The following is a 23,459-nucleotide window of genomic DNA, read 5'->3' as shown; positions in this document are numbered from 1 at the left end:
GCCGTGCCGCGGCACCCGACCTACGATCGGGCCATGGACGGAGCGCAGCGTCTCGGCGAGGAGGAGTTCTCCGCGCACCTCGCCGAGCGGGTCGCGCGGATCCGCGGGTCGTTCGGCGACCTCCCGCTCTGGGCGGTCTCGGGCTGGAGCGGTCCGCGGCTGCTGGCGGAGTGGACGCTGACGGGCGGCCCCCGGGGGCTCTCGTTCCTCGCCGACGAGGCGGTCCCGGGCGGGCCGGGGCCCTCCGTCGAGATCCGCACGACCCTCGGCGATCCGCGGCACGACGTCGCGCTGCTCTGCTGCCGGGAGGAGGCGCCCGTCTCGTTCGTGCAGCCGGAGGCGCTGCCCGCCCCCACGCGGATCGCGGAGATCCCGGTCGACGGGGCTCCGGAGCCCTTCGAGGTCTGGGAGGGAGCCGGGGCCGTGCGCGCGGCCGCCTGGGTGCGCGGGCACGTCCTCACGCTGGAGTGCCGCGGAGTCGATCTGGACGCTCTCGCGCTGGACGAGGTGGACGACATCGAGCCGTTCGTGGCCGGCTGGCTGGAGTTCGTCGGCGCCTCGCGGCGTTGAGCGCCGACCCGCGCTCCCGCGCTGCTGGGAGAGCGCGGAGTCCCGCCCGGCGCGCCGGTGAAAGATGTGCGCCGATCCCGGACAGGAGGGAGCATGAGGCACATGCCAGCTCCCCTCGCGGGTCCCGACCGGTTCGCCGCGGTCGCCGCCGCGGTCGCCGATCCCGTCCGCCGCTACCTCTGGCGGCGCACCGACTCCGCCACCGCCGACGACGTGCTCGCCGCGACGCTCTCGGTGCTCTGGCGCCGCAGCGCCGACGTCCCCGACGACGACCCGGTGCCGTGGGCGATCGGCGTCGCCCGGCTCCAGCTGCAGAACGCCCGGCGGATGCAGCGCCGCCAGGTCATGCTCGCCCAGCGGATCGCGGTCGTCGATCCGCCCCAGGTGCAGATCGACGAGGGCGAGGCGTCGGGCGCGGAGGAGACCGTGCGCCTCGTGCTCGCCCGGATGCGCGAGCAGGACGCCGAGCTGCTGCGCCTCTGGGCGTGGGAGGAGCTCGACGTCCGCGGGATCGCCGCGGTCCTCGGAGTCACGGCGAACGCCGTCTCGATCCGCCTGCACCGCGCGCGGCGCCGCTTCGCCGAGCTCTACGACTCCACAGACCCGCACGCGCCCGAAGGGGGACTCCGATGACCGGAACCGACGACGAGGACGTCCGCCGCCTCCTCCGCACGGTCGACCCCGCGCGGAGCCTCCCCGCGCTCGACCGCGACGAGCTCGCCGAGCAGATCGCCGCCGCGACGGGTGAGGGCACGCGGACGGTGCACTCCCGCCGCCGCTCCCCCTGGCTGATCGTGGGAGTCGGCGCGCTGAGCGCCGGGGCCGCCGCCTCCCTCCTGCTGCCCTTCGCGCTCGGCGTGGGCGGGGGCAGCACCTCGACGCTGATCCTGCCGAGCACGGGCGGGCCGATGGCCGCGTGCTCGCCGGTGACGGCCGCCGCGCTGGCCCCCGCTCAGCTCGCGTTCCGGGCCGAGGTCCGCTCGATCGACGGGAGCACCGTCACCCTGCACGTGCTCGAGCGCTACGCGGGCGAGGTCGGCGACGGCGTCACGGTGACCCAGGGCAGGGAGACGGCGGTGGACGGTGCCCCGATCGTGTTCGAGACCGGGGTCGACTACCTGGTCGCGGCCGACGGCGACACGATCCTGACCTGCGGCCTCAGCGGTGAGAGCTCCCCCGAGCTCGCGGCGCTGTACCAGGAGGCGTTCTCGCGGCAGTAGGCCGAGGCGGTTAGCGCCCCGGGCGGGCGGTGGCAAGGGCCTCCCCGATCGGGGGGAGCGGCGCGCAGGCTGAGGCCTGGGCCTCTCGGTCCTCCCCCCTCCGGTCGCCCGGCGGCGCCCGGAGGGCCCTCGGCGACACCGCCCCGCCCGCCCCGCAGGAGGCCCGCATGCCGGTGTTCCGGCTCCTCGAACCGCTCCATGCCGCCGGTGTCGCGCTCGCCGACCTCGCGAGCGATCGGCTCCGCCTCCACGGCGACGGCGCCGACGTCCGCATCACCGCAGTGACCGTCGCGCACACCGAGGCGGGCCCCGGCGCCCTCTTCGCCGCGCTCCCCGGGAGAAGGAGCCACGGGGCCCGGTTCGCGGCCGACGCGGCGGCGGCAGGAGCGGTCGCCGTGCTCACCGACGCGGGCGGGCTCGACGAGGCGCGCGCCTCCGGACTGCCCGTCCTCCTCAGCGACGATCCCCGCACCGCCCTCGGCCCGGTCGCCGCGCAGGTGTACGGCACGAGGAGCGGACCGGTGCTCCTCGGCGTGACCGGCACCAACGGCAAGACCAGCACCGTGCACCTCCTCGACGCGGTGCTCCGGCAGCTGGGCGTCGTCTCGGGGCTGAGCTCCACCGCCGAGCGCCGCAGCGCCGACCACGTCGTCGCCAGCCGCCTCACCACGCCCGAGGCCTCCGAGCTGCACGCGCTCCTGGCCCGGATGGCGGAGGACGGCGTCGAGGCGGCGGCGATCGAGGTCAGCGCTCAGGCGCTCGTGCGCTCCCGGATGGAGGGGATCGTGCTCGACGTCGCCGGGTTCACCAACCTCAGCCACGACCACCTCGACGACTTCGGCGACCTGGACGAGTACCTCCGCGCCAAGCAGCGCCTGTTCACGCCCGAGCGGAGCCGGCGCGGCGTCGTGGTCGTCGACACCGAGGCGGGGCGCCGGATCGCCCGCGAGGCCTCCGTCCCGGTCGTGACGCTCTCCGCCGGGGACGGAGCCGACTGGCGGATCGACGTGCTCGAGACCGCGGTCGACCGCACCCGCTTCCGGCTCACCGCCCGCGACGGTTGGTCGACGACCACCTCCGTCCCGCTCCTCGGCCGCCACATGGCCTCGAACGCGGCCCTCGCGCCGGTGATGCTGATCGAGGCGGGCTACGCGCGCGACCGGGTGGCCGCGGCGGTCGGCTCAGGGATCGACGTCACCGTGCCCGGGCGGACGCTGCTCGTGTCCGGCGCCGACGGGCCGCGGGTCTTCCTCGACTTCTCGCACACGCCCGACTCGGTCGCGCGCACCGTCGACGCCCTCCGCGAGGTGACGCCCGGCCGCGTGCTCGTCCTCCTCGGCGCCGACGGCGACCGCGACCCGAGCAAGCGCGCGCCCAAGGGCCGGGCTGCTGCCGAGCGCGCCGACCTGGTGATCGTCACCGACCACCACCCGCGCTTCGAGGACCCCGCGCGGATCCGCCGCGCCCTAGTCGACGGCGCCCGCCGCGTCGAGCGCTGCGAGGTGCTCGAGATCGCGGAGCCGGCCGACGCCGTCCGCGCCGCGCTGCACCGGGCCGGCCCGTCCGACTCCGTCCTCTGGGTCGGCCCCGGCGACACCGACTACCGCGTGGTCGGCGCCGACGACCTCCCCTACTCGCCCCGCGCCGACACGGCCCGCCCGCTGGCCGAGGCCGGCTGGAGCGTCGACCTGCTTGACTGACCGGGTGTTCTCGACCCTCCCGGTGCGCCGCGTGCAGGCCCGACCCGAGCACCCCGCCGACCTCGCGCGGTGGCCCGCGACGCTCGCGCCGGTGCGGCAGGTGCTGGCCGAGGGCTGGGACCTCGGCCAGGTGACGGTGATCACCGGCGAGAACGGCTCGGGCAAGTCGACGCTGCTCGAGGCGGTCGCCCTCGCCTACGGGCTGAACGCGGAGGGCGGATCCACGGGTGCGATGCACTCCTCCCGCGCCTCGGAGTCGGACCTGGCCGAGCACCTCCAGCTGGTCCGCGGGGCCGGCGCGTCCAAGCGCGGCTTCTTCCTCCGCGCCGAGACGATGCACGGCTTCTTCAGCTACCTGGAGGAGGTGGGGATCGACGGCGGATACCACGAGCGGAGCCACGGCGAGTCGTTCCTCGACATCGTGGCGAACCGCTCCCGGATCAGCGGGCTGTGGCTCCTCGACGAGCCGGAGTCGGCCCTCTCGGTGTCGGGCTGCCTCGCCCTGATCGGGCAGCTGCGCGACCTGGTCGCCGGCGGCTCGCAGGTCGTCCTCTCCACGCACTCGCCGATCCTCGCGGCCCTCCCCGGAGCCGACCTCTACGAGCTCGACGAGACGGGCCTGCGCCCCTGCCGCTACGACGACCTCGACCTGGTGCGGACCTGGCGCGGCTTCCTCGACCAGCCGGCCCGCTTCCTGCGCCGGCTGGAGTAGGTCGGCGGGCGCTCAGCCGCGCCGGAACGGGCCGTCCGTGTTCACCACGAAGGGAAGTACGTCGGCAGGCAGCCCCGTTCTCGTGCATCCCGAGCCGCCCGGGCGCAAGTCTCCGCCGGCACGAGCACTGTCAGGCCGCGGAGGCCGCCGCCGGCCGGGCGACTCGGGGCGCCCAGCCCACCGCGATCGCGGCGCCGGCGAGCGCGAGCTGTCCGAGCGGCGGCAGGATCGCCGAGACCAGGGAGCCGTCGCCGCCGGAGGTGACGAAGGTGTCGGCGACCGACATCCCGAAGCCGAACCCGGCGAAGAAGCGGAAGACGACGGCGCCGGCGACCAGGGCGAGCATGAGCACCGCGATCCGCCGCGGAGCGAGCGGCGACCTCCGGCCGACCAGGGCGCCGACCGTCACGACGATCGCGGCGGCCGTCCAGAACGCGGCCCACCCGGTGACCCAGATCGCGTGGGAGCCGAACTCGAAGCCGTCGCGCTCGGACATGGTGGCGTAGATCTCCGCCAGGGCCACGCCGGGGACCTTCGCCTGCGGATTCCAGACCAGCAGATCAACGGCGCCCACCACCGTGACGCCCGCCACGAGGGCGAGGCCCGCGAGGGCGACGGGGAGGCGCTGAGCGCGGGTCGCCGTCCGCGGTGCGAGGGCGATGGTCCGCGAGCCGCCGAGGACGATCGCGCCGCAGACGAGTCCGGCGAGGGAGACGGGCAGGCCGACGAGGGCGAGGGGTCCGGGGAGGAGGAGGCCGGCCGCGGTGAGCACCGGGCCGATGACGGCGGCGACCAGGGAGATCCGCGCGAGCACCGTGCGGGCCGACGCCGCGGCGCCGAGCAGGTGGATCGCGCCGAGGACCGCGACCGCGACGGCGGCGACGAGCACCGCGGTCTGCACGACGCCGACGGCGGCCAGGGCGGTGTCGGAGGCGGCACCCGGCTCGGGGACGATCCCGCCGCCGGTGAGCGCGATGCCGCTGAGCATCAGCGCGGCCGCGGCGAAGAGCGCGAGTCCGCGGCGGGCGAGGCGGCGCGGGAGCGTGCCCCGCGCTTCGCCGGTGTGCGCGGGCAGGTCGCGGTCGACGCTCGCCAGCAGGGCGAGCGCTCCGAGGACGACGCCGCGCCGGGGCAGTCCCAGCTCGGCGGCCCCGGCCAGGTCGGCCCGCCACTCCTCGAGGTAGCGCTCCCGGGCGAGCGGGGGCAGGAGCAGCGACAGGAGCCGCAGGAGCGCGCTCATGCGGTCGCCTCCGCCGCTCGCGGCGCCGTCCGCGCGGTCGACCGCATCCGCTCGACGGCGGCCCGGGCTGCCGGGGCGCCCTCCGCGGTCAGCTCGTAGAGCCGGCGACGCGGGCCGCTCCGCTCGCTCGCGGCCTCCCACTCCGAGACCACCCAGCCCGCTCCCTCGAGCCGCTCCAGGATCGGATAGACGCTGCCCGCCGGTCGCCCGGTGGCCTTGATCACGACCATGCCCCAGGTCGGGCCGTCGGCATCGAGGAGGGTCCGGAGGACGTCCGCGGTGGCGGACGTGAGGCGAGGGAGTGGCTGCACACGGATGACGCTACCTATGTAGAGATAGCGGGGTCAATCGGACCGCCTCCGTGCGTCCGGGCGATTCCACGCCACTCCTCGGCCTCGGTCGGGCCCTCAAACGTTCGACGACTGCGCCGCCCCCGTCCGAGGAGGACCGGCGTCGGCCCCGCCCCCGCTTCCCTGATCGGCGGGATCGGCGCCTTGAAACTCCGATGACCAGGGCGGGATCAGCTGCCGCATCACCCTTCACGGCGGGGTGGTCGCCGAGCAGATCAGCACAGGCGCGTCCGCCTCGGCGATCCCCACGGCGACCCCGCAGCAGCCGCGGACACTGCCGCTAGCCGGACCCAGCGCGCAGAACGTCGGCCGAGAGCAGCCGCCCTCCACCCTCGGGGGACGGCGGGCACTCTCGGCCGACGGTCTGCGCGCGAGCGCGGGGACTACTTGCGGAACATCCGCGCCGTGGTCTCGAAGAGGCCCTTCACGGGGCGCTGCTGCTCGCCCTGCTGGGCGCCGAGGACGATGATGACGGCGGTCAGCACGGGGATGGCCCACTGGGTGACCTTCTGCACGCGGAGGGCCGTGGTCAGCTCCTGTGAGTTGTGCTCCGACGCCTCGGTCACGCCGGGGGCGCCCTCGTCGGCGTGCTTGGCCTGCGTCGCTCCGGCGACCGCGGCGATCACCGAGGCGGCACCGGCGAGCCCGGTCACGACGGTCTTGACGACGGTGTTCGTGCGGCTCTCCTGCTGGTTGGCCAGGCGGGTCTTGTTGGCGAGGACGAGTCCGATGCCGCCGACGCCGTGGGCGGCGATCGCGGCGAGCTGCACAGGGGTCCAGCGGGCCCAGCCGTTCGAGGAGAGGCGGAGGCGCTCCACCGGGTCGGACGAGGTGGACGCGGCGCCGTTCAGGCCGACGGCGCCCATGAGCGAGCCGCCGAACCAGGCGGCGGCTCCGAGGTCGTGGAGACTGCGGACGAGGGTGTTGCGGGAGGGCATTGGGGCCTCTTCTCTGCCGGCGGCGGACGTCGGCGGTGGTCGGCTGGTGCGGACTCCTCCGACGCTACGCGCGCCCTGGAACCGCGCACGGGGCTTGACCTCTCCCCCTCCGACACGCTGCGCTGGAGGTCACCGACCGACCCGGACCGACCGACCCGAGGAGCCCCGCGATGCCCACCGACGACGAGAAGCGGACGACCCGCGACGAGTTCCACGACGCCGTGAACATGACCGCGAAGGAGCTCGAGGAGTGGCTCGGCACCGACGAGTCGAAGGAGGTCGGCCAGAAGCCGGAGAGCGGCGGCGAGTCCGTCGGCCACGAGAGCGGGCGCCGCATCGTCGACCTGCTCGGCACGAAGCAGGCCGACCTGAGCGACGACGACTACGCCCACATGACGAAGGTCGTCGGCTACGTGCACCGGCACGCGAAGCAGCGTCCCTCGGGCGATGTCACCGAGACGAAGTGGCGCTACTCCCTGATGAACTGGGGCAACGACCCGCTGAAGGGCTGACCCGGTCCGAGAGCTGCGCTCAGCACATCCCGAAGAGGTTGCAGAGGGCGCCGCGGTCCTGGATCGACTCCATGCCGCCCGGCTTCTGCACCTTCGGCAGCTCGTAGGAGGCGGCGACCGTCTGCACGCCGGCGGACGAGGCGGCCTGCACGGGAGCGGCGGCAGGAGCAGCGGCGGGAGCGAGGACGGCTCCGAGGGCGAGGGCGGCGGCGGCGAGGATCGGGGCCATGGTCGTTCTCCTGTGATCGAGGGGTGCGATCGGCTCGACCGCTCCATAAGCATGGCGACGCCCCGTCGCACCGCTCCTGTACGAAAGACCAGTCCGCCCTTGTACGGAAGGCCGACGGGGCTCGGGGGAGGCTTCGGTACCCTGGTCCCGTGGTGGGGACGACGCGGTGGACGAACGACGTGCGGACGCTGCCCGGCGGGTGGATCACCCGGTCCCTCCTGCTCGGCTCCTTCACGCTCCTCGTCGTCATCGACCTGATGGGCGGCAGCGTCGACCTCACGTCGGTCCGCGGCTGGATCGAGCTGGCGCTCCCCTACCTGCCGCTCCTGGCGCTGCTCGCCGGCGCGATCCCCGCGGCGGTCTCGCTCTACCTCGTCTACGCCGTCGTCCTGATGCTCGGCGCCCCGCCGCTGCTGCTCGCGGCGCTGATCTTCCCGACCATCGTGGTGGTCGGCTTCGTCACCTTCCTCCTCCCCTGGCGCGCGGGGCTCGTCTTCGTGCTCGGCACCCTCGTCCTCCTGCCCGCGGTGCTGCTCGTCGACCGCGCCATGGGCACGGCCGTCTACGTCCTGGGCGCGTTCGTCCTCTTCGGCGGCACCGCCGGGCTGGGCCTGAACGCCTTCCGGGGCCGCAGCGAGCGGAGCGAGCGCCGGGCCGACCGCATCCAGGAGGAGCAGGCGCGGATCCGCAACGAGGAGCGGACCCGGCTTGCGCACGAGCTGCACGACATCGTCGCGCACGAGGTGACCATCATCGCCATGCAGGCCCGCCGCGCGACCTCGGTCGAGGACCCGGCCAAGACCGAGCGCATCCTCGAGAGCATCGGCGACGCGGCGCAGCAGGCGCTGCAGGATCTGCGGAGCCTCGTGACGCTCCTCCAGGACGAGGACGAGGCAGGCGCTCCCGCCCGCGGCGACTCCGACCTGCTCGGGACCCCGGAGGTCTCGGGCGCCACGACCACCGCTGTCGGCTTCGTCCACGACGTGCGGAACGTCGCCGACGCGATCGAGCGCGCGGGCTTCCGGGTCCGCCTCGACGTGGCGGGCTCCGTGGCGCAGGTGCCCGCGAGCCTCCGCCAGGTGCTGCGGCGCACGGTCCGGGAGCTGGGCACGAACGTGCTCAAGCACGGCGACACCGCCGGTGAGGTGCAGCTCCGGCTCGAGGTGTCGGGGGGCGAGGTGCAGCTGAGCTCCTCCAACGCGATCGCCTCCGCGGCTCCGATCGTCTCCTCGCACCTCGGGATCGAGGCGATGTCGGCCCGCTGCGCCGTCTTCGGCGGGCGGCTGGACGCGGGAGCCCGCGGCGGCCGCTGGACCACGACCATGACCATCCCCCTCGAGGGCCGGGCGTCCGGTGCGCTCGTCGCGGGGGCGACCGACGAAGGACGAGAGCGATGACCCGCGTGCTGCTGGTGGACGACGAATCGATGACCCGCGAGATCCTCCGCGACTACCTCTCGCAGGACCCGGCGATCGAGGTGGTGGGCGAGGCCTCCGACGGGAGGATCGCGGTGCAGCAGGCGGCGACGCTCCAGCCCGACCTGATCCTGATGGACATGCAGATGCCGGTCATGAACGGCGTCGCCGCGACCGAGCGGATCCACGCCGAGCACCCGGGCATCGCGATCCTCGGGCTCAGCACGTTCACCACGGACCGCTACGTCGTCGACCTGCTCCGCGCGGGCGCCTCCGGCTACCTGGTCAAGGACACGAAGCCGCGGGAGATCATCGCGGCGGTGCACGCGGTGCTCGCGGGCGAGTCCGTGCTCTCCGCCGAGGTCACGCGCCACGTGGTGAAGGGGCTCGAGGAGTCGGTGCCGGCGGAGACGGTGCCGGACCCCGATCTGCTCGAGGCGCTCACCGAGAAGGAGCTCGAGGTGATCCGCCTGCTCGCCCGCGGGATGAGCAACCGCGAGATGGCGCAGGAGCTGTTCGTCACCGAGTCGACCGTGAAGGCGCGGTTCGTGAAGGTGATGGAGAAGCTGGGCGTGCGCGACCGGGTGCAGATCCTGGTCTCGGCGATCGAGCACGGGCTCGTCGACCTGGGGACGCGTCCCGGCCGGAGCTGATCGAGCCCGCCGGATTCAGCCCCAGCCGACCACGTCGGCGACGGGCCGCACGAGCCCCGCGACCGCCCGCTCGAGCGCACTCTCGTCGACCGCGGCGAGCGCCTGCTCCGGATCGAGCACCAGGGCGCCGCCCCAGCCCATCACCTCGTACTCCACCAGGGTGCGCGCGAGCGTCTCGGGCGACCGCCAGGCGCGGAGGAGGTTCGCCCGCGCGAACGCGTGCGCGGCGCGTGCTCCCTCCCCGTGCGCGGCGCGGCCGTCGAGGACGGTGCGCAGCACGGTCTCGAGGGTCGGGATGCCCTGGCCGGCCGGGGAGACGACCTGCCAGGTGAGGGAGGGGCGGCTCGAGCGCAGGCCCCGCGCGACCTGGGCGACCGCATCGCCGCCGGCGGAGCGCAGTGCGGCGGGGACGAGCGGTTCGGCCCCCGCGGTGAGGCGGCACAGCGCCAGGAATGTCGCGGCGTGGCCGACCTCGCCGGACGGGTCCGCGCCGGTGACGATCGTGCTCTCGTAGCCCTGCTCGCGGGACTGGTGCAGAGCGCTCGGCAGCGGAGCCGCGGCGGGCACGGAGACGGGCCGGGACGTCTTGTGGACGGCGCGTTCGGGCCCGACCACGGCGAGCACCGGATCCCCGGCTCCCTGGGCGCGCTCGAGCGTCAGGGCGGTCCAGGCCGCGGCGCCCTCCGGAGGGAGCACCGCGGTGAGGCTCTGCGCCCCGGCCGTCGCCGTCCACGCGAGCGAGACCGCTCCGGGGGGAACGGCCGAGCGGAGGCGGGCAGCGCGGTCGGGCCCGTCGTCTCCGGCCGGGTCGCGCCAGCCGAGGGCGACGACGGCGAAGCGGGAGCGCTCGTCGACGACGGCGAGCGGGGGTGCGGCGGTCATGGGCTCCTCCTTCCTGGAGGGGTGGAGGCGGCGGGAACGCCCAATGCGGCGAAGGGCTGCTCGGCCAGGCGGGCCGCGGCGTCCGCGAGCAGCGGGCGCGGCGGCCGCGCGGCGAGGGAGTCGACGAGCTCGCCCGCGAAGCCGGGCGCACCGCGCAGCAGGGCATCCCGGGCGACGGTGCGGGCCAGACGCTCGTCGTCGTGCACCAGCCGCTCCGCACGCAGCACCGCGCGATGCCGGGCGTGCTCGAGGGCGGAGTCGTCGCTCACCGCGAGGGCGCGGAGGCGGTGCCACGGATCGACGGGCACGGCGGTGTCGTCGACCAGCACGAAGAGGTCGTCGGCGACGGTGTCGCCCGGGCCGAAGAGTCCGGCGCTCGCGTCGAGTCCGGCCTGCGCAGCGAGCGCCTCGGCGGCGATCAGGTCGCCGAGCAGCTCGTCGGAGACGCGGGTCGACGGCGCGGCGGCGGTCGCGGCGAGCCGGCGGGCGGCGGGCTCGGCGCGGTACTCGGGGCGGGCCGTCCCAGGTGGGACGGCGACCGGTCCTGCTGCGCGATCGGGCGCCTCCGCGAGGGCCGCGACCAGGCGGTCCAGGAGCCGGGCGGGGTCGTCGGCCGTGACGCCGACCAGCACGGAGCCGGCCGGGCTGTAGTGGCGCCGGTGCAGCGCGCGCAGGACGGGCTCGGTCGCGCGGCCCTCGAGGTCGAGGTCGCCGCTGCCGTCGTGCGCGTTGGGGGCGTCGGCCCAGTAGCGGGCGGTCAGGTGCGGCCACGGCAGCACGCCGCCCGGAGCGGGGGCGAGGCGCGCGGCCCGCTCAGAGGCGACCGCGCGGATCTGCTCCGCGATCTGCTCCGGCAGGAAGGCGGGGCGGAAGACCTGCTCGACGAGCCGCTCCGCGATCACGGCGGCCGACCCGGGAGAGCCCGTCTCGAAGAACTCGGAGTAGTCGAGGTGGGTGTGACCGCCGAGGACGCCGCCGCTCTCGGCGACGCGGGTCTGCCGGACGAGACCGGCGACCCCCTCGCTGTCCTGGTAGACGAGGTGCTCGATCAGGTGCAGCATCCCCTCCTCGCCGTCGCGCTCGTGGCGCATACCGGCGGGCACGGCGAGGGCGACCGAGTCGTTGCGGACCTCCGGCCGGTGCACGACGAGCGCGCGGGCGCCGGAGGGCAGGGCGGCGGACAGGGTCGGGACGTCGCGGGCGCTCATTCCGCCCGCTCCCCCAGCTGTGCGGCGGACAGGCGCAGCAGCAGCCGCGCCTGATCGCTGCTGGCGCCCCCGGAGCGGTGCCAGTCGACGGCGTGCTGGGCCAGCCGGAACGCGGTGCCGATGCGCAGCAGCTCGGCGTCGTGGTCCTCTTCGAGCGAGAGTCCGCGGCGGAGCGCGTCGAGGGCCGGGCGGAGCGCGGGGTGGAAGGCGTGCAGCTCTGCGAGCTCCCCGAGCACCCAGGCGGCGTCCCAGACCGGGTCGGCGAGCCCGACGTCCTCGCCCGTGAGCAGAGCGACGCGGGTCCCGTCGACGACGAGGTGGGCGAGGCCGGGGTGGCCGTGGACCACGACCGCGGCCGGCGAGGCGACGACCGCCTCCGCCCAGTCGGCGAGCTCGAGGAGACCGCCGGCGCCGAGCTCCTCGGCGGCGGGCGCCCAGCCACCGGCGAGCCAGCCGCGGGCGCGCTGCAGCGGACGCGGAGGGAGCGGCTCCCCGGCGGGCCGGGCGCCGTGGAGCGCGTCCAGCGCGCCCTTCCACTCGCGGCCGACGGAGACGAGCGCCTCCTCCGACAGCTCGTGGAGGAGCGCGGGCAGCAGGGCGCGGGCGGTGGTGCGGTAGCGGCGGATCGACGGGTCGGCGCCTCCCGGCACGATCCGGGGATCGGGCGCTGCGAGGCGGACGGGCACCGGCGAGAACGGCAGCGGCGCCTGCTCTCCGAGGCGGCGGGTCCAGACGGTGGTCCCGTCGGGTCCTTCCGAGAGCTCGGTGACGAGCAGCCCGGTGACGAGGGCCCGCGGAGGGGCGGTGGTGCTCACGCCGACCTCGCCTCCTCCGCGGCCGCCGGTGCCGTGCGCAGCGACTCCAGGTGGCGCAGCACCGCGGGGAACGCGGGCGGCACCCAGGCAAGCGCCGTGTCGCTGGACTCGCTCGGCCCGGGCACGGGGTCGATGACGGTGAAGTTGGCCGGCTCGCGCAGCAGCGCGAGGGTGGACTCGACGACCGGGTTGCCGAGCGCCCGCGGCGGCAGCGACGGAGCGATGCACACCGGCGCCTCCGTCGTGAGGGCCGCGAGCAGCGACGGGGAGTCGGTGATGCCGTGCGCGAGGCGCGAGGCGTAGTCGAGGGTGGCCGGGTAGATCAGGATGAGGTCGGCCCACTCGGCGAGGTCGACGTGGGCGACGACGATCTCGTCGTCCCAGCGGTCGTCCTGGATCCGGCCGCGCAGTCGCGACTCCAGGTTGTGCCGGGTGGTGAAGCGGTAGGCCGAGTCGCGGACGAGCACGCGGAACTCGGTCGCCGGAGCGGCGGCGCGCGCCCACTGGATCCAGTAGGGCATGACCTGGGTCATGGCGGAGCCGGTCAGGACGAGGGCCACCCGGGAGTAGCCGAAGCGGCCGAGCGAGAGGTCGGAGAGTGCGGCGCTCTGCGCACCGGGCGGGGTGGTCATGGCGGTCTCCTCAGAGGGCGGCGGGCGGGAGGGCGGATCGGGTCGCGGCCGGCGGTGAGGACGGCGGCGGACGGGCGGACCGTGCCCGCGGAAAGGGCGGACGGGGATGGGCGGACGGCGCGAGCGGACGGCACGCGCCCGGGAGGGGCCGGGGCGACGCGGTCGAGGACCGGTCGCCCCGTGCCCGTCAGCACCCTGCGGTGAGGGTGACGCCGATGATGACGCCGGCGCAGAACGGGGTGGTGGCGGGCGCCTCGGAGGCGGCGTCGGTGCCGATCTCGTCGGCGGCGGTGAAGGTGTCGTGGGCGGTGGCGAGCTCGGCGAGGTCGGCGGACTGGACGGTCTGGGCGGTGATGGTCGACATGGTGTTCTCCTTGGATGAGTGGTGGCGGCGGATCCGCCGGGTCGTGCGGGGAGTGGTGCGGGTGGTCCGGCCGGAGGGCCGGGGAGCGGGTGCTGCGGGAGCACCCGGGCGGGAGGAGGGCCGGGTCAGCAGCCCGCGCCGAGGGTGGCGCCGACGATGATGCCGACGCACAGGGGCGTGGTGGCGGGCGCCTCGGTCGCGGCGTCCGAGCCGAGCTCGTCGACGGTGGCGAAGGTGTCGTGCGCTCCCGCGAGGGCGGTGAGGTCGGCGGACTGGGCGTCGGTGGAGATGGTGGTCATGATGTGTCCCTTTCGTGGAGTACCTCGGGCTGAGGTGGTGGTCCCCTCGGGATCGAGGGGAGGTTCGTGGGGCCCTAGCGGGCGGTGAGTCCCGGGCGGTCCGGGTCGATGCGCGCGGCGCGGGCGGCGTCGGCCCAGGCGTCGGCGGCGGGGATCGTCTCGGCCGAGGAGCGCAGGAGCGCTTCGGCGAGGACGCGGGAGCGGTGCTGGCCGAAGCTCAGTCCGCGGTAGGAGGAGCGCTCGTCGGCCGGGTCCTCGGCGTAGGCGAGGCCGTCGGCGAGCCTCTCGGCGAAGGCCGAGACGGCGGTGCGGGGCGAGGGCCGGGCATCGAGCAGCGGAGTGATCCTCCGGGCGACGTCGTCGGCGGAGTCGGCGGGCAGGTAGACGACGAGGGCGTCGGAGCGGGGGAAGGCCCGCGGGTCCGAGAGCGCCTTGGCCTGGTGGCGGGCTCCGGAGGCGGCGAGCGCCTCCAGGAGCGGGCCCCACAGGGCGAGCGCGTCCTCCGCCGAGTCGGCGACGAGCGAGAGGCGCACGACCCGGTCGGCGGGATCGAGTCCCATCGGGCCGAGGGCGAGGAGGTAGCCGGGAGTGGTGCGGGTGCGCCAGCTCGGCAGCCGGACGCCGGCGACGGCCCCGTCGGCGGAGCGGACGAGATCGACCTCGGGCACGAGGACTTGGACGCGGCCCAGCTCGACGACCCGGCGCTCCTCCCCCTGCACGGTGGCGGAGCCGAGCACCCCGGAGGGAGCGGGCTGCAGGACCGTGCGGTGCGGGATCGCGTCGATCAGCCGGGGGGCGAGGTCCTGGCCGTCGCCTCCGGCGGTCTCGCCGAGCAGCGGGTTCCGGAGGTGCAGGTGGGTGTAGACGGTGGCGGCGAGTCGGGCCCGCAGCTCGATCGGCCCGGTGGCCTCGATCACGGTCCCGTCGACCTCGGCCCGCAGCCGGGCGGCGTCGACGCTGATCACGGCCTCGTCGAGGACGGAGCGGGTGGTGAGGGCGGTCATCGCGGGCTCCTGTCGAATCCGAGGGCGGTGGAGTAGGCGGAGGGGGCGAGCAGGACGCGGCGGCCGATGCCGGCGGCGGCCCGCTCGATCCCGGGGAGGCGGGAGACCATCGAGGCCCGGGCGAGGGTGCGGTCGACGAGGTGCCAGCCCAGGTGGGCGGTGGCGCGGACGGCGAGGGCGTCGTCCGCACCGGCGGTCTCGGCGGCGTAGGCGAGCCACATCCGCCGGATCCTCGGGACCAGTGCCGCCATCCGCTCCGCGATGCGGGCGTCCGCGGCCGCGGTGTCGAAGGCGAGGGGAGGAGCGGAGGCGCCCTCCCGGGTGGTCACGGTGTCGAGCACCGCGCGGTGGATCCACTCCCCCGCCAGCGTGCCGAGGTCGCGGGCCGGATCCCCGATCCCGAACTCCTCCCAGTCGAGCAGCTGGAGGCGCCCGTCGCGGAGGTGGAACTGGTCGAGGCGGAGGTCGCCGTGGATCGGGGCCGTGCGGTTGCCGCTCTCCCACTCGCGGAGATCCTCCGTGGCCGAGACGAGCTGCTCGTCGTGCTGCAGGTCGCCCCAGAAGGCGAGCTCGGCGAGGGTGAGGTCGACGTAGCGGGTGTGCGGGATGCCGACGCGCAGCATCTCGACGGGAGGGCTGGGGTGCGAGGTCGCGGTGAGGCCCGCCACCGGGCCGGCGTGCAGCCGGGCCAGGAGCCGGCCGGCCTGTTCGGGGAAGTCCGCGGGGACGCGCTCCTCCACGAGCAGGAGGGCCAGGCTGGTGCCGGGGCAGTGCTCGAACACCAGCAGGGAGTCGTCCTCGTCGGCCGCCAGCAGGCGGGGTCCGGCCGGGGCGTGCTCGGGGCTCCGGGCGGCGAAGCCGGCGAAGTCCCTGGAGCGGCGGAAGGCCGCGGGGCCCGCCGTCCGGGGCGAGACGTGCTTGACGAAGACGCGGGCGCCGTCGTCGAGGGTCATCGTCCACGACGCGTTCCGGCCGGCGAAGGCGGGGCGGTCGATCGCGGCGACGCGGTGGCGTCCGCCGCCGAGCAGCCGCTCGGTCGAGACCGCCGCCCGGAGGGCCGCCGGATCCGCGGGGCGGTGCCCGGGGGTCGCGGGGCGGAGCCCGGGAGTCGCGAGGAGAGTCACGATCGTGTCCTTCGGTCGGTCGAGCGGATCAGAAGAGGTAGGTGACGACGAGGTAGGCGCCGCCCGCTCCCCCGACGAGGAGGGCGGTGTTGACGAGCAGCTTCTTGAGGGGCGAGGGGCGGGTCGAGGCGGTGCGCGAGGTGGTCATGGTGGTGTCCTTCCGAGGGGTGGTGGTGGTGGATATCGGGAGCCGGGCCTAGGAGGCGTCGGCGGCCTTGAGGGAGGCGCGGAGCGAGACGCGGGAGCCGGTGCGGAGCGCGTTGTTGCGGTAGACGCGGACGACCAGGCGGAACAGCAGCGGCACCGTGATCGCGGCGACGACGGCGGCGATCACCATCTCGGGGGTGCCGACCGAGTCGAGGCCGAAGCGCATCGGCATCAGGTAGGAGGAGAAGAGGGGGACGAAGGAGAGCGCGTGCACCCAGGCCTCGTCGAGGTTCGCCGGCACCACGTAGAGCGCGATGATCAGCAGCGCCATCTGCACGACGGAGAGCGGCATGGCGGCGGTGCCCAGGTCCTCCTGCCTCGACACGGTCGAGGCGAGCAGGGTGCTGAGGAGCGCGAAGAGCACGTAGCCCTGCAGGAACCAGACGAGGAACCAGACCAGGCTCGGGCCGAGCTCGATCTCGAGGACCGACCACCCGCCGACCACGCTGAACCCGCCGACGACGGCGCCGCCGATCACGAGCAGCTGGGCCAGGGTCACCAGGCCGACGCCGATCATCTTCCCGGCGAGCAGCGGGGCGACGCCGATCTTCGTCAGCAGGATCTCGACGATCCGGGACGACTTCTCCTCGACCACCCCCGAGGCCAGACTCGACGAGGAGTAGACCATCGCGGCGAGCAGGGCGCTGATCATCGCGGTCGCGAACAGGATCCGGGTGTCGAGGACCACGGTCCCCGCCTCCCTCGTCGCGTCGACCAGGAACCAGCCGCCGATCCCGGCGCCGAGGCCGGCGATCGCGGCCAGCGCGAGGGTCGCGGTGAGGATCGTGCGGTTCCCGGTGCGGGTCAGGATCTCGCGGCGGACGATCGTCGCGGCTCCCCGGGCCGGCGTCGGAGGAGCGGAGCTCTCGGCGGTTCGGGCGTGGGCGGCGCGGGGGTGCGTGGTGGTCATCGTCCTGCTCCTTGGATCTCGAGGCGGCGCTCGGCCGCAGGGGTGGAGGCGGCGGTGAGCCGCTCGGACAGCAGCTCGGTCAGCGAGCGCTGCGCGGTGCGGATGCTCCGGAGGCCGCCGTGGCGGGTGAGGGTCGCGAGCACCTGCTCGGGGACGTCCCGGCCGCTGCCCTCGATCGAGACGAGCAGCGACTCCGGCTCACCGGGGACCGGCTCGGCCGACAGTCCCGGTATGACGCCGAGCTCGGCGACGAGCAGGTCGTCCAGGGGGCGGGAGAACTGCAGCTGCCAGCGGCTGCGGCCGTCGTCCTGCAGCTCGGCCACCGCTCCGCTCGCGGTCACGCGGCCGGAGTCGAGCACGCAGACGGTGTCACAGAGGCGCTCCACCAGGTCGAGCTGGTGGGAGGAGAAGAGCACGCCGACGCCGCGGGCGGACTGCTGCCGGATCAGGCCGGCCATCGTCTCCACGGCGACCGGGTCGAGCCCCGAGAAGGGCTCGTCCAGCACCAGGAGCGACGGATCGCCCACCAGGGACACGGCCAGCTGCACGCGCTGCTGGTTGCCGAGCGAGAGGTCCTGCACCAGGGTGTCGGCCCGCTCGGCCAGGCCCAGCGCGTCGATCACCTCCTCGGCGGTCTCACGGGCTCCCCGGGCGTCGTGCCCCTCGAGCAGAGCGAAGTGGATCACCTGCTCGCGGACCCGCATCTGCGGGTAGAGGCCGCGCTCCTCCGGCATGTAGCCGATCGAGCGGCGGTCCTCGGCGGTGATCGGCGCGCCGTCCCAGGTGATGGTCCCCGTGTCGGGGGTGAGCAGGCCCAGGATCAGCCGCATCGTCGTGGTCTTGCCGGCGCCGTTGCCGCCGATGAAGCCGACGATCTCGCCGCGGCCCACGGACAGGTCCACGTCGTGCAGGACCCGGTGGCCGCCGAATGCACGGCTCACGCCGCTGAGCTGAAGCCCTCGCATGTCATCTCCTCGAAGTCGTTTCTCTTGACTCCTCAGACGCTACGGACGCTCTCGCGACGGGCTCCTGTACTTCGGTACAGCGCCGAGGTGGCCGAAAGTGCAGGTCCCGGATCACCGGACGTGCAGGTCCCGAGGCGGCCGCGCGTGCAGGTCCGGGGGCGGCCCGGGTGCGGGCCGCCGGCGTCCCGAGCACGACGGACGCCCCCGTGCTCGTCCGGTCGGCGACCGGAGCGCACAGGGGCGTCCGTGGAGGAGGAGGAGCGGGGTCAGGCCGTCGCGCAGCTCCCGTCGACCTCGCCGATGACGCCGTCCGTCACCGACACGACCGCGCAGTTCGGGTAGCCCCGCTGCGGCCGGTGCGCGGGGTCGAGCGCGCGGAGGATGCTCCCGAGCACCGCTCCGTGCGTCACGACCAGCACGTCCCCGTGCTCGGCCGCCGGCACGAACCGCGCGATCGCGGCCTCCACGCGGGCGCGCACGGTGGCACCGCTGTCGGCCCGGCCGGAGGGGTCGTGGCGGTGGATCGCGTCGAGCACCGAGTCGAGACCGGCGTCGGTCATCCGCGGCCAGTCGGCGGAGGAGGGCACGTAGGAGTAGCCGTGATCGGCGAACACCGGCTCCCAGAGCGAGGCGTTCGGCTGCCCCTCGAAGGCGCCGAAGTGCCACTCGCGGAGCTCGACCATCGGCTCGGCCTCGAGCGACGGGTGCCCGGCGAGCGCCGCCGCCGCCGTGGTGCGGGTGCGGGTGAGGTCGCTCGTGAACGCCGCGACGAGCGGCACGCCGCGCATCCGCTCGCCGAGGGCCGCCGCCTGGCGCTCGCCGCGCTCGGTCAGCGGCGAGTCGCACCAGCCCTGCAGCTGGCCGGCGACGTTGAAGAGGGTCTCGGCGTGGCGGACGAGGTGGATCGTGCCGGTCACGGGCGCGCGCTCGCGGGCGTCGTCGGGCGGGCGGAGGTGGTGCGGTGCATGCGGCTCTCCGGGGTCAGCGCGCTACTCCGGAGCGGCGCGCGCGATGTGGAGGGCCAGGAAGGCGACCTCCTCGTTGGGCAGGGCGGCCTGGTACTCGGCCGCCACGAAGGAGCGCACGCGCTCGGCGGAGGCGATCGCGCGCGGGTAGCGGGCGCTGAGGCTGGTGAAGAGGAAGTCGTCCTCGCTCTCGAGCAGGCCGCCCGAGAAGAAGCGCTCGGCGAAGTACTGCAGGTGCGCCACGAAGCGGGCGGAGCGGAGGTCGTCGCGGTCGAGCGCGGCTCCGCTGGAGTGCTGGATGATCGCGGTCACCGAGCGGATGAGCTGCACGATCCGGAGCGAGTCGATCCCGACCTTGCCGAGCTCCGCGTTGGCGAGGTGGAAGGCGACGTTCGCGGCCTCGTCGGCGGGCAGCTCCACGTCCAGGCGCTCGCGCATCCGCTCGACCGCCCGCTCCCCCACCGCGTACTGCACGGGGTAGACCGTCCGCATCTCCCAGGCCAGCCGGTTGGCGACCGAGAGCCCGCGCCGCTGCCGCTCCACCGCGAAGTGCAGGTGGTCGGTGAGCGCGAGGTACACGTGCGGGTCGAGCTTCAGCCCCTGCTCCTCCGCGTCGGCGACGACCGCGCGGGTGAGCTCGACGAACTCCGGCGGGATCTGCGCCAGGAGCTCGACGAGGTTGCGCTGATCCGAGTCGTCCAGCGCCACGAACACCTGGTCGACGCTCGAGGGCTCGATCGCCTCGCCGGCCTTCGCTCCGAAGCCGATCCCCCTGCCCAGGAGCACGCGCTCGACGCCGCGCTCGTCGACGACGAGGACGACGCTCGAGTTGAGCACCTTCTTGATGGTCTGCATGCGTGTCTCCGTCGACGGCCGCGTCAGGGCTGGGGTGGGGGTGGCGGGGCCTCTGCCCGGAGAGCCGGACGGCGCCTCCGGGCAGAGGAGGATCATCCCAGATCCGCGCCGTTGGAGGCGATGACCTTCTGGTACCAGAAGAACGAGTCCTTCCGGTAGCGCTCGGTGCTGCCGTGGCCGAGGTCGTCCATGTCGACGTAGACGAACCCGTAGCGCTTCGAGATCTGCGAGCTGGAGGCGCTGATCAGGTCGATCGGCGCCCAGCTCACGTAGCCGAGCAGCTCCACGCCCTCGTCCACCGCCTGGATCATCTGCTCGAAGTGCGCGCGGAAGTAGTCGATCCGGTACGGGTCGTGGACCCGGCCGTCGTCGGTCAGCTCGTCGCGCATCCCGAGCCCGTTCTCGACGATGAACAGCGGCTTGCCGTAGCGGTCGTAGAGGTCGATCAGCGAGATCCGCAGCCCGACGGGGTCGATCTGCCAGCCCCACTCGCTCGACTCGAGGAACGGGTTCTTGACGCCGAGGACCGTGTTGCCGGGGGTGCGCTCGGCGTCGGGGCGCACGGACTCCGTCATCGACATGTAGTAGCTGAACGAGATGAAGTCGACGGGGTGCTCGCGCAGCAGCTCGACGTCGCCCGCCTCGAACGGGATCTCGACTCCGCGGCTCTCGAGCGCCCGCAGCGCCAGGCGCGGGTAGGCGCCGCCCGCCTGGACGTCGGTGCAGAGGTAGAGCATCCGCTCCTTCGCCTGCGTCGCCGCGACTTCGTCGGGGTGGCAGGTGTTGGGGTAGGTGGTCAGCATCGTGAGCATGCAGCCCATCCGCGACTCGGGCCACAGCTCCTTCAGCGTCCTCGTGACCGAGGCGGAGGCGACGAACTGGTGGTGCAGAGCCGTGTAGCAGGCCTGCTCCACGCTGCCCTCGACGGTCTCCTCGATGATCCCGCCCGAGGTGAACGGGTGGCGGATGATGCCGTCGATCTCGTTGAAGGTCAGCCACATGTCGACGAGGTGGCCGAAGCGCTCGAAGCAGGTGCGGGCGAAGCGCTCGAACAGCCCGATCGTGCGGCGGTCGACCCAGCCGTTGTGCTTCAGCGCGAGCGCGAGCGGCGGGTCGTAGTGCGAGAGCGTGACCAGCGGCTCTATCCCGAGGCGCCGCATCTCGGTGAAGAGGGCGAGGTAGTAGGCGATGCCCTCCTCGAGCGGCTCCGCCTCCTCCCCCGTCGGGTAGAGGCGGGTCCAGGCGATCGAGACGCGGAGGGTGGTGAAGCCCATCTCGGCGAACAGCGCGAGGTCGCCGGGGTAGCGGTGGTAGAAGTCGATGCCGCGGCGCTTGGGGTAGTACTCGGTGTCGTCGTCGGACATCGCCGCCGTGATGCTCTCCACCGTGTTGCGGTGGTGGATCGCGTACTCCTTCGGGTCCGCCTTCGGCTTGTAGGAGGCGACGTCGCTGACCGCCGGGCCGCGCCCGCCCTCGCGCCACGCGCCCTCGACCTGGTTGGCGGCGAGGGCGCCGCCCCATCGGAATCCGTCAGGAAGCGCCATCGGCGAGCTCCTTCTCTCTCTGCGTCACGGTCATGATCCGGTCGCCGGCGGTGATCCGCTCGGCGGCCTCGACGAGCACGGTGTACTCGGCGGAGTTGGTCACGAGCACCGGGGTCGTGGTGTCGTAGCCGGCCGCGGTGATCGCGGCCAGGTCGGCGGTGAGGAGGAGCTGCCCGGCCTCGACCCGGTCGCCGACCGCGACGTGCGCCTCGAACGGCGCGCCGTCCAGCTGCACCGTGTCGATGCCGACGTGGATGAGCACCTCGACGCCGTCCGCGCGGCGCAGCCCCACGGCGTGGCGGGAGGAAAGCAGTGCGATGACCTCGCCCGCGAACGGCGCCCGGACGGCTCCGTCGGTGGGGCGGATCGCCAGCCCCTCGCCGAGCACGCCGGCCGAGAACACGGGGTCCGGCACCTCCGAGAGGGGGATGACGGAGCCGGTGAGCGGCGCCTGCAGCGCGAGCGGGCTCCCGGCGGCGGCCGCCACATCGCCGAGCGCCTGGACGCTGGCGGAGGCGTCGTCGCGCCAGATGACGAAGGAGACGACGAACGAGACGGCGACCGAGATCAGCAGGCCGATCACGGCGTTGAGCAGGTTCCAGGGGTTCAGCCCGTCGATGAACATCGAGATGCTGGCGACGCCGGGGCTGACCAGCGCGAACGCGGCGACCTGCGTGGCGCCGATGTAGGCGCCTCCGACGACGCTGCCCGTGATGACGGAGACCAGGGCGCGCTTGTTCTGCAGCGTGACGCCGTAGAGCGCCGGCTCGGTGATCCCGAAGAGGGCCGAGAGGCCGCCCGAGAAGGCGGTGGCGCGGAGGGTCGCGCTCTTGGTGCGCAGGGCGATCGCGAGGCTGGAGCCGGCCTCCGCCGCGTTGTGGGCGAGCGAGGAGGCGAGGTAGAAGGTGTCCTTGCCCGCGCTGGCCATTGTCGCGATGGTCGGCGGGATGAACGCCTTGTGCATGCCGACCGAGATGATCAGCGGGAGCACGCCGGCCAGCAGCGCGACGGCCACCCAGCCGAGCGCCCCGTAGAGGCCGATCATCGCGCCGGTGAGCATCGAGCCGAGCCAGTAGCCGAGGGGGCCGAGCAGGAAGATCGTGGCCGGAGCGACGATCACCAGGCACATCAGCGGCACGTAGAACGTGCGGATCGGGCCCCACGAGTGCTTCGTGAAGAAGCGCTCGACGACCGAGAGCAGCAGCACGGCCAGGATGGCCGGGAACACCTGCGCGTTGTAGGCGATGACCGGCACCGGGATGCCGAAGAGGGCGACGCCGCCCTCCTGGTTGAGCAGCGTCGTGAACGCCGGGAAGACCAGGACGCCGACGAGCCCGAGCGCCAGCGGCCGGTTCACGTCCAGCTTCTTCGCGCTCGTGTAGGCGACGAGCAGCGGCAGGAAGCCGAACACCGCGTCCGGGATGGCGGACAGCAGCTTGAAGTTGTCGGAGGCCGGGTCGAGCCAGCCCAGCGCCGAGGCGAGGACGAGGAACGACTTGAAGATGCCGGCGCCCGCGATGGCCGGGATGATCGGCGTGAAGACGCTGACCACGAAGTCCATGATCGTCGCGCCGAGGCGCTTGAGGGACCGCGGCTGCTTCGCCCGCGCCGTGGACGTGGTGGTGCCGCCGCGCAGCTTCTCGACCGCCGCGTACATCTCGCTGACGCCGCTGCCGACGATGACCTGCGTCTGTGGGCCGGTGACGACGCCGATCACGCCGGGCACCGCCTTCAGCGCCTCGACGTCGGCCTTCGCGTCGTCCGCCAGCGCGAACCGCAGACGGGTCGAGCAGTGCTGCAGCTTCGCCACGTTGGCGGCGCCGCCGACGTGCTCGAGGATCGCCTTCGCGCTCTCCTGGGTACTCATCGGTACTCCTCCGGGTGTGTGGGGACGCGCGCTTCCCTGCGCTGTGCTGCCCGGCCGTCCGTCGCCGTCCCCGCCCCCTCCGGCACCGTCATCGGTGCTCCGGCGGAGCGTCAGGAGGCGTCCGGGCACAAAAAAAGGACCCGACGACGCTGCTTGCGCGTTTCGTCGGATCCTGCCTGCACGACCAGTCACATGTCCGGTGACGTCCGAGATGGGAGGGCTCGGGGAAGCCCGGCGTGACGAGATCGCGACGGTGACCGATGAGTACGGCGCGCTTCC

General features: G+C 74.1%; 26 protein-coding genes. 8 read left to right on the top strand and 18 right to left on the bottom strand.

Features of this window, described 5'->3' with window-relative positions; translation table 11 throughout:
- The first annotated feature begins 33 nt into the window (after positions 1 to 33).
- The 5 genes from C5D36_RS11200 (at position 34) to C5D36_RS11180 (ending at position 4,202) form a co-directional block, all read left to right on the top strand.
- Positions 34 to 570 (top strand): hypothetical protein, encoded by a 537-nt coding sequence (locus C5D36_RS11200; protein ID WP_104295854.1) that lies wholly within the window; start codon positions 34 to 36, stop codon positions 568 to 570.
- A gap of 102 nt (positions 571 to 672) precedes the next feature.
- Positions 673 to 1,203, top strand: a complete 531-nt coding sequence (locus C5D36_RS11195) for an RNA polymerase sigma factor (RefSeq protein ID WP_181072873.1) — start codon at positions 673 to 675, stop codon at positions 1,201 to 1,203.
- Positions 1,200 to 1,790: a hypothetical protein gene (locus C5D36_RS11190; RefSeq protein ID WP_104237812.1), complete on the top strand. Its 591-nt coding sequence runs from the start codon at positions 1,200 to 1,202 to the stop codon at positions 1,788 to 1,790. Before C5D36_RS11195 ends, C5D36_RS11190 begins: the two co-directional genes overlap by 4 nt.
- A gap of 167 nt (positions 1,791 to 1,957) precedes the next feature.
- Positions 1,958 to 3,490 carry a Mur ligase family protein gene (locus tag C5D36_RS11185; RefSeq protein ID WP_104295852.1) on the top strand — a complete coding sequence of 511 codons (1,533 nt, stop codon included), beginning with the start codon at positions 1,958 to 1,960 and terminating at the stop codon, positions 3,488 to 3,490.
- 4 nt (positions 3,491 to 3,494) lie between these two features.
- The gene (locus C5D36_RS11180) at positions 3,495 to 4,202 is read left to right on the top strand and encodes an AAA family ATPase (RefSeq protein WP_104268547.1); all 708 of its coding nucleotides are present in this window, start codon (positions 3,495 to 3,497) and stop codon (positions 4,200 to 4,202) included.
- Between the two features lie 130 nt (positions 4,203 to 4,332).
- On the opposite strand, the gene C5D36_RS11175 is transcribed toward C5D36_RS11180, so the two are convergent.
- The 3 genes from C5D36_RS11175 to C5D36_RS11165 form a co-directional block, all read right to left on the bottom strand.
- Positions 4,333 to 5,442, bottom strand: a complete 1,110-nt coding sequence (locus C5D36_RS11175) for a hypothetical protein (RefSeq protein WP_104295851.1) — start codon at positions 5,440 to 5,442, stop codon at positions 4,333 to 4,335.
- Positions 5,439 to 5,753, bottom strand: a complete 315-nt coding sequence (locus C5D36_RS11170; RefSeq protein ID WP_104249735.1) for a PadR family transcriptional regulator — start codon at positions 5,751 to 5,753, stop codon at positions 5,439 to 5,441. The genes C5D36_RS11175 and C5D36_RS11170 overlap by 4 nt, the downstream gene beginning before the upstream one ends.
- 422 nt (positions 5,754 to 6,175) lie before the next feature.
- Positions 6,176 to 6,730 carry a hypothetical protein gene (locus C5D36_RS11165; RefSeq protein ID WP_104295850.1) on the bottom strand — a complete coding sequence of 185 codons (555 nt, stop codon included), beginning with the start codon at positions 6,728 to 6,730 and terminating at the stop codon, positions 6,176 to 6,178.
- Positions 6,731 to 6,900: 170 nt separating this feature from the next.
- On the opposite strand from C5D36_RS11165, the gene C5D36_RS11160 reads away from it, so the two are divergent.
- Positions 6,901 to 7,242 (top strand): DUF3140 domain-containing protein, encoded by a 342-nt coding sequence (locus C5D36_RS11160; RefSeq protein WP_104295849.1) that lies wholly within the window; start codon positions 6,901 to 6,903, stop codon positions 7,240 to 7,242.
- A gap of 19 nt (positions 7,243 to 7,261) precedes the next feature.
- On the opposite strand, the gene C5D36_RS11155 is transcribed toward C5D36_RS11160, so the two are convergent.
- A complete protein-coding gene (locus C5D36_RS11155; protein WP_104225965.1) occupies positions 7,262 to 7,471 on the bottom strand; it encodes a hypothetical protein in 210 nt (69 codons plus the stop codon).
- A 149-nt stretch (positions 7,472 to 7,620) separates the two neighbouring features.
- Between C5D36_RS11155 and C5D36_RS11150 the strand changes: the two genes are divergently transcribed.
- On the top strand, positions 7,621 to 8,868 hold the full coding sequence (locus C5D36_RS11150) for a sensor histidine kinase (RefSeq protein ID WP_258059356.1): 1,248 nt from the start codon (positions 7,621 to 7,623) through the stop codon (positions 8,866 to 8,868).
- Positions 8,865 to 9,539, top strand: coding sequence for a response regulator transcription factor (locus C5D36_RS11145; RefSeq protein WP_104225096.1), 675 nt, complete (start codon positions 8,865 to 8,867; stop codon positions 9,537 to 9,539). The genes C5D36_RS11150 and C5D36_RS11145 overlap by 4 nt, the downstream gene beginning before the upstream one ends.
- A gap of 15 nt (positions 9,540 to 9,554) precedes the next feature.
- Here C5D36_RS11145 and C5D36_RS11140 read toward each other — a convergent pair whose 3' ends face one another.
- The 14 genes from C5D36_RS11140 to C5D36_RS11085 form a co-directional block, all read right to left on the bottom strand.
- A complete protein-coding gene (locus C5D36_RS11140; protein WP_104295848.1) occupies positions 9,555 to 10,421 on the bottom strand; it encodes a hypothetical protein in 867 nt (288 codons plus the stop codon).
- Complete coding sequence (locus C5D36_RS11135; protein WP_104246981.1) at positions 10,418 to 11,629, bottom strand: pitrilysin family protein; 1,212 nt, start codon at positions 11,627 to 11,629, stop codon at positions 10,418 to 10,420. The genes C5D36_RS11140 and C5D36_RS11135 overlap by 4 nt, the downstream gene beginning before the upstream one ends.
- The gene (locus C5D36_RS11130) at positions 11,626 to 12,444 is read right to left on the bottom strand and encodes a hypothetical protein (RefSeq protein WP_104295847.1); all 819 of its coding nucleotides are present in this window, start codon (positions 12,442 to 12,444) and stop codon (positions 11,626 to 11,628) included. Before C5D36_RS11130 ends, C5D36_RS11135 begins: the two co-directional genes overlap by 4 nt.
- Positions 12,441 to 13,076, bottom strand: a complete 636-nt coding sequence (locus C5D36_RS11125) for a flavoprotein (RefSeq protein ID WP_104225100.1) — start codon at positions 13,074 to 13,076, stop codon at positions 12,441 to 12,443. The genes C5D36_RS11130 and C5D36_RS11125 overlap by 4 nt, the downstream gene beginning before the upstream one ends.
- Positions 13,077 to 13,263: 187 nt before the next feature.
- On the bottom strand, positions 13,264 to 13,440 hold the full coding sequence (locus C5D36_RS16885; protein WP_181027123.1) for a hypothetical protein: 177 nt from the start codon (positions 13,438 to 13,440) through the stop codon (positions 13,264 to 13,266).
- A gap of 125 nt (positions 13,441 to 13,565) precedes the next feature.
- Positions 13,566 to 13,739: a hypothetical protein gene (locus C5D36_RS16880; protein ID WP_181027122.1), complete on the bottom strand. Its 174-nt coding sequence runs from the start codon at positions 13,737 to 13,739 to the stop codon at positions 13,566 to 13,568.
- 74 nt (positions 13,740 to 13,813) lie between these two features.
- On the bottom strand, positions 13,814 to 14,743 hold the full coding sequence (locus C5D36_RS11120) for a T3SS effector HopA1 family protein (RefSeq protein ID WP_104295846.1): 930 nt from the start codon (positions 14,741 to 14,743) through the stop codon (positions 13,814 to 13,816).
- Positions 14,740 to 15,867: a class V lanthionine synthetase subunit LxmK gene (lxmK, locus tag C5D36_RS11115; protein ID WP_258062922.1), complete on the bottom strand. Its 1,128-nt coding sequence runs from the start codon at positions 15,865 to 15,867 to the stop codon at positions 14,740 to 14,742. Before lxmK ends, C5D36_RS11120 begins: the two co-directional genes overlap by 4 nt.
- Before the next feature lie 196 nt (positions 15,868 to 16,063).
- On the bottom strand, positions 16,064 to 16,984 hold the full coding sequence (locus tag C5D36_RS11110; RefSeq protein WP_104225127.1) for an ABC transporter permease: 921 nt from the start codon (positions 16,982 to 16,984) through the stop codon (positions 16,064 to 16,066).
- Positions 16,981 to 17,925, bottom strand: a complete 945-nt coding sequence (locus C5D36_RS11105; protein WP_258062921.1) for an ABC transporter ATP-binding protein — start codon at positions 17,923 to 17,925, stop codon at positions 16,981 to 16,983. The genes C5D36_RS11110 and C5D36_RS11105 overlap by 4 nt, the downstream gene beginning before the upstream one ends.
- A 290-nt stretch (positions 17,926 to 18,215) precedes the next feature.
- A complete protein-coding gene (locus C5D36_RS11100) occupies positions 18,216 to 18,866 on the bottom strand; it encodes a histidine phosphatase family protein (protein WP_104268545.1) in 651 nt (216 codons plus the stop codon).
- A gap of 72 nt (positions 18,867 to 18,938) precedes the next feature.
- A complete protein-coding gene (locus tag C5D36_RS11095) occupies positions 18,939 to 19,769 on the bottom strand; it encodes a PRD domain-containing protein (protein ID WP_104225973.1) in 831 nt (276 codons plus the stop codon).
- A gap of 92 nt (positions 19,770 to 19,861) precedes the next feature.
- Positions 19,862 to 21,313, bottom strand: coding sequence for a glycoside hydrolase family 1 protein (locus C5D36_RS11090; RefSeq protein ID WP_104295844.1), 1,452 nt, complete (start codon positions 21,311 to 21,313; stop codon positions 19,862 to 19,864).
- Positions 21,300 to 23,180: a beta-glucoside-specific PTS transporter subunit IIABC gene (locus C5D36_RS11085; RefSeq protein WP_104295843.1), complete on the bottom strand. Its 1,881-nt coding sequence runs from the start codon at positions 23,178 to 23,180 to the stop codon at positions 21,300 to 21,302. The genes C5D36_RS11090 and C5D36_RS11085 overlap by 14 nt, the downstream gene beginning before the upstream one ends.
- Between the last annotated feature and the right edge of the window lie 279 nt (positions 23,181 to 23,459).

This window comes from Rathayibacter sp. AY1C6 (assembly GCF_002931535.1).
Taxonomy (GTDB): domain Bacteria; phylum Actinomycetota; class Actinomycetes; order Actinomycetales; family Microbacteriaceae; genus Rathayibacter.
Note: the sequence above shows the minus strand (reverse complement) of the source record. Positions and strands in the feature narration are given on the sequence as shown.

Coding starts and splice junctions, on each gene's coding strand:
- C5D36_RS16885 (WP_181027123.1), bottom strand. CDS start 13,440: ATGTCGACCATCACCGCCCAGACCGTCCAGTCCGCCGACCTCGCCGAG.
- C5D36_RS11185 (WP_104295852.1), top strand. CDS start 1,958: ATGCCGGTGTTCCGGCTCCTCGAACCGCTCCATGCCGCCGGTGTCGCG.
- C5D36_RS11085 (WP_104295843.1), bottom strand. CDS start 23,180: ATGAGTACCCAGGAGAGCGCGAAGGCGATCCTCGAGCACGTCGGCGGC.
- C5D36_RS11190 (WP_104237812.1), top strand. CDS start 1,200: ATGACCGGAACCGACGACGAGGACGTCCGCCGCCTCCTCCGCACGGTC.
- C5D36_RS11160 (WP_104295849.1), top strand. CDS start 6,901: ATGCCCACCGACGACGAGAAGCGGACGACCCGCGACGAGTTCCACGAC.
- C5D36_RS11095 (WP_104225973.1), bottom strand. CDS start 19,769: ATGCAGACCATCAAGAAGGTGCTCAACTCGAGCGTCGTCCTCGTCGTC.
- C5D36_RS16880 (WP_181027122.1), bottom strand. CDS start 13,739: ATGACCACCATCTCCACCGACGCCCAGTCCGCCGACCTCACCGCCCTC.
- C5D36_RS11090 (WP_104295844.1), bottom strand. CDS start 21,313: ATGGCGCTTCCTGACGGATTCCGATGGGGCGGCGCCCTCGCCGCCAAC.
- C5D36_RS11135 (WP_104246981.1), bottom strand. CDS start 11,629: ATGAGCGCCCGCGACGTCCCGACCCTGTCCGCCGCCCTGCCCTCCGGC.
- C5D36_RS11145 (WP_104225096.1), top strand. CDS start 8,865: ATGACCCGCGTGCTGCTGGTGGACGACGAATCGATGACCCGCGAGATC.
- C5D36_RS11155 (WP_104225965.1), bottom strand. CDS start 7,471: ATGGCCCCGATCCTCGCCGCCGCCGCCCTCGCCCTCGGAGCCGTCCTC.
- C5D36_RS11175 (WP_104295851.1), bottom strand. CDS start 5,442: ATGAGCGCGCTCCTGCGGCTCCTGTCGCTGCTCCTGCCCCCGCTCGCC.
- C5D36_RS11110 (WP_104225127.1), bottom strand. CDS start 16,984: ATGACCACCACGCACCCCCGCGCCGCCCACGCCCGAACCGCCGAGAGC.
- C5D36_RS11200 (WP_104295854.1), top strand. CDS start 34: ATGGACGGAGCGCAGCGTCTCGGCGAGGAGGAGTTCTCCGCGCACCTC.
- C5D36_RS11125 (WP_104225100.1), bottom strand. CDS start 13,076: ATGACCACCCCGCCCGGTGCGCAGAGCGCCGCACTCTCCGACCTCTCG.
- C5D36_RS11140 (WP_104295848.1), bottom strand. CDS start 10,421: ATGACCGCCGCACCCCCGCTCGCCGTCGTCGACGAGCGCTCCCGCTTC.
- C5D36_RS11165 (WP_104295850.1), bottom strand. CDS start 6,730: ATGCCCTCCCGCAACACCCTCGTCCGCAGTCTCCACGACCTCGGAGCC.
- C5D36_RS11195 (WP_181072873.1), top strand. CDS start 673: ATGCCAGCTCCCCTCGCGGGTCCCGACCGGTTCGCCGCGGTCGCCGCC.
- C5D36_RS11120 (WP_104295846.1), bottom strand. CDS start 14,743: ATGACCGCCCTCACCACCCGCTCCGTCCTCGACGAGGCCGTGATCAGC.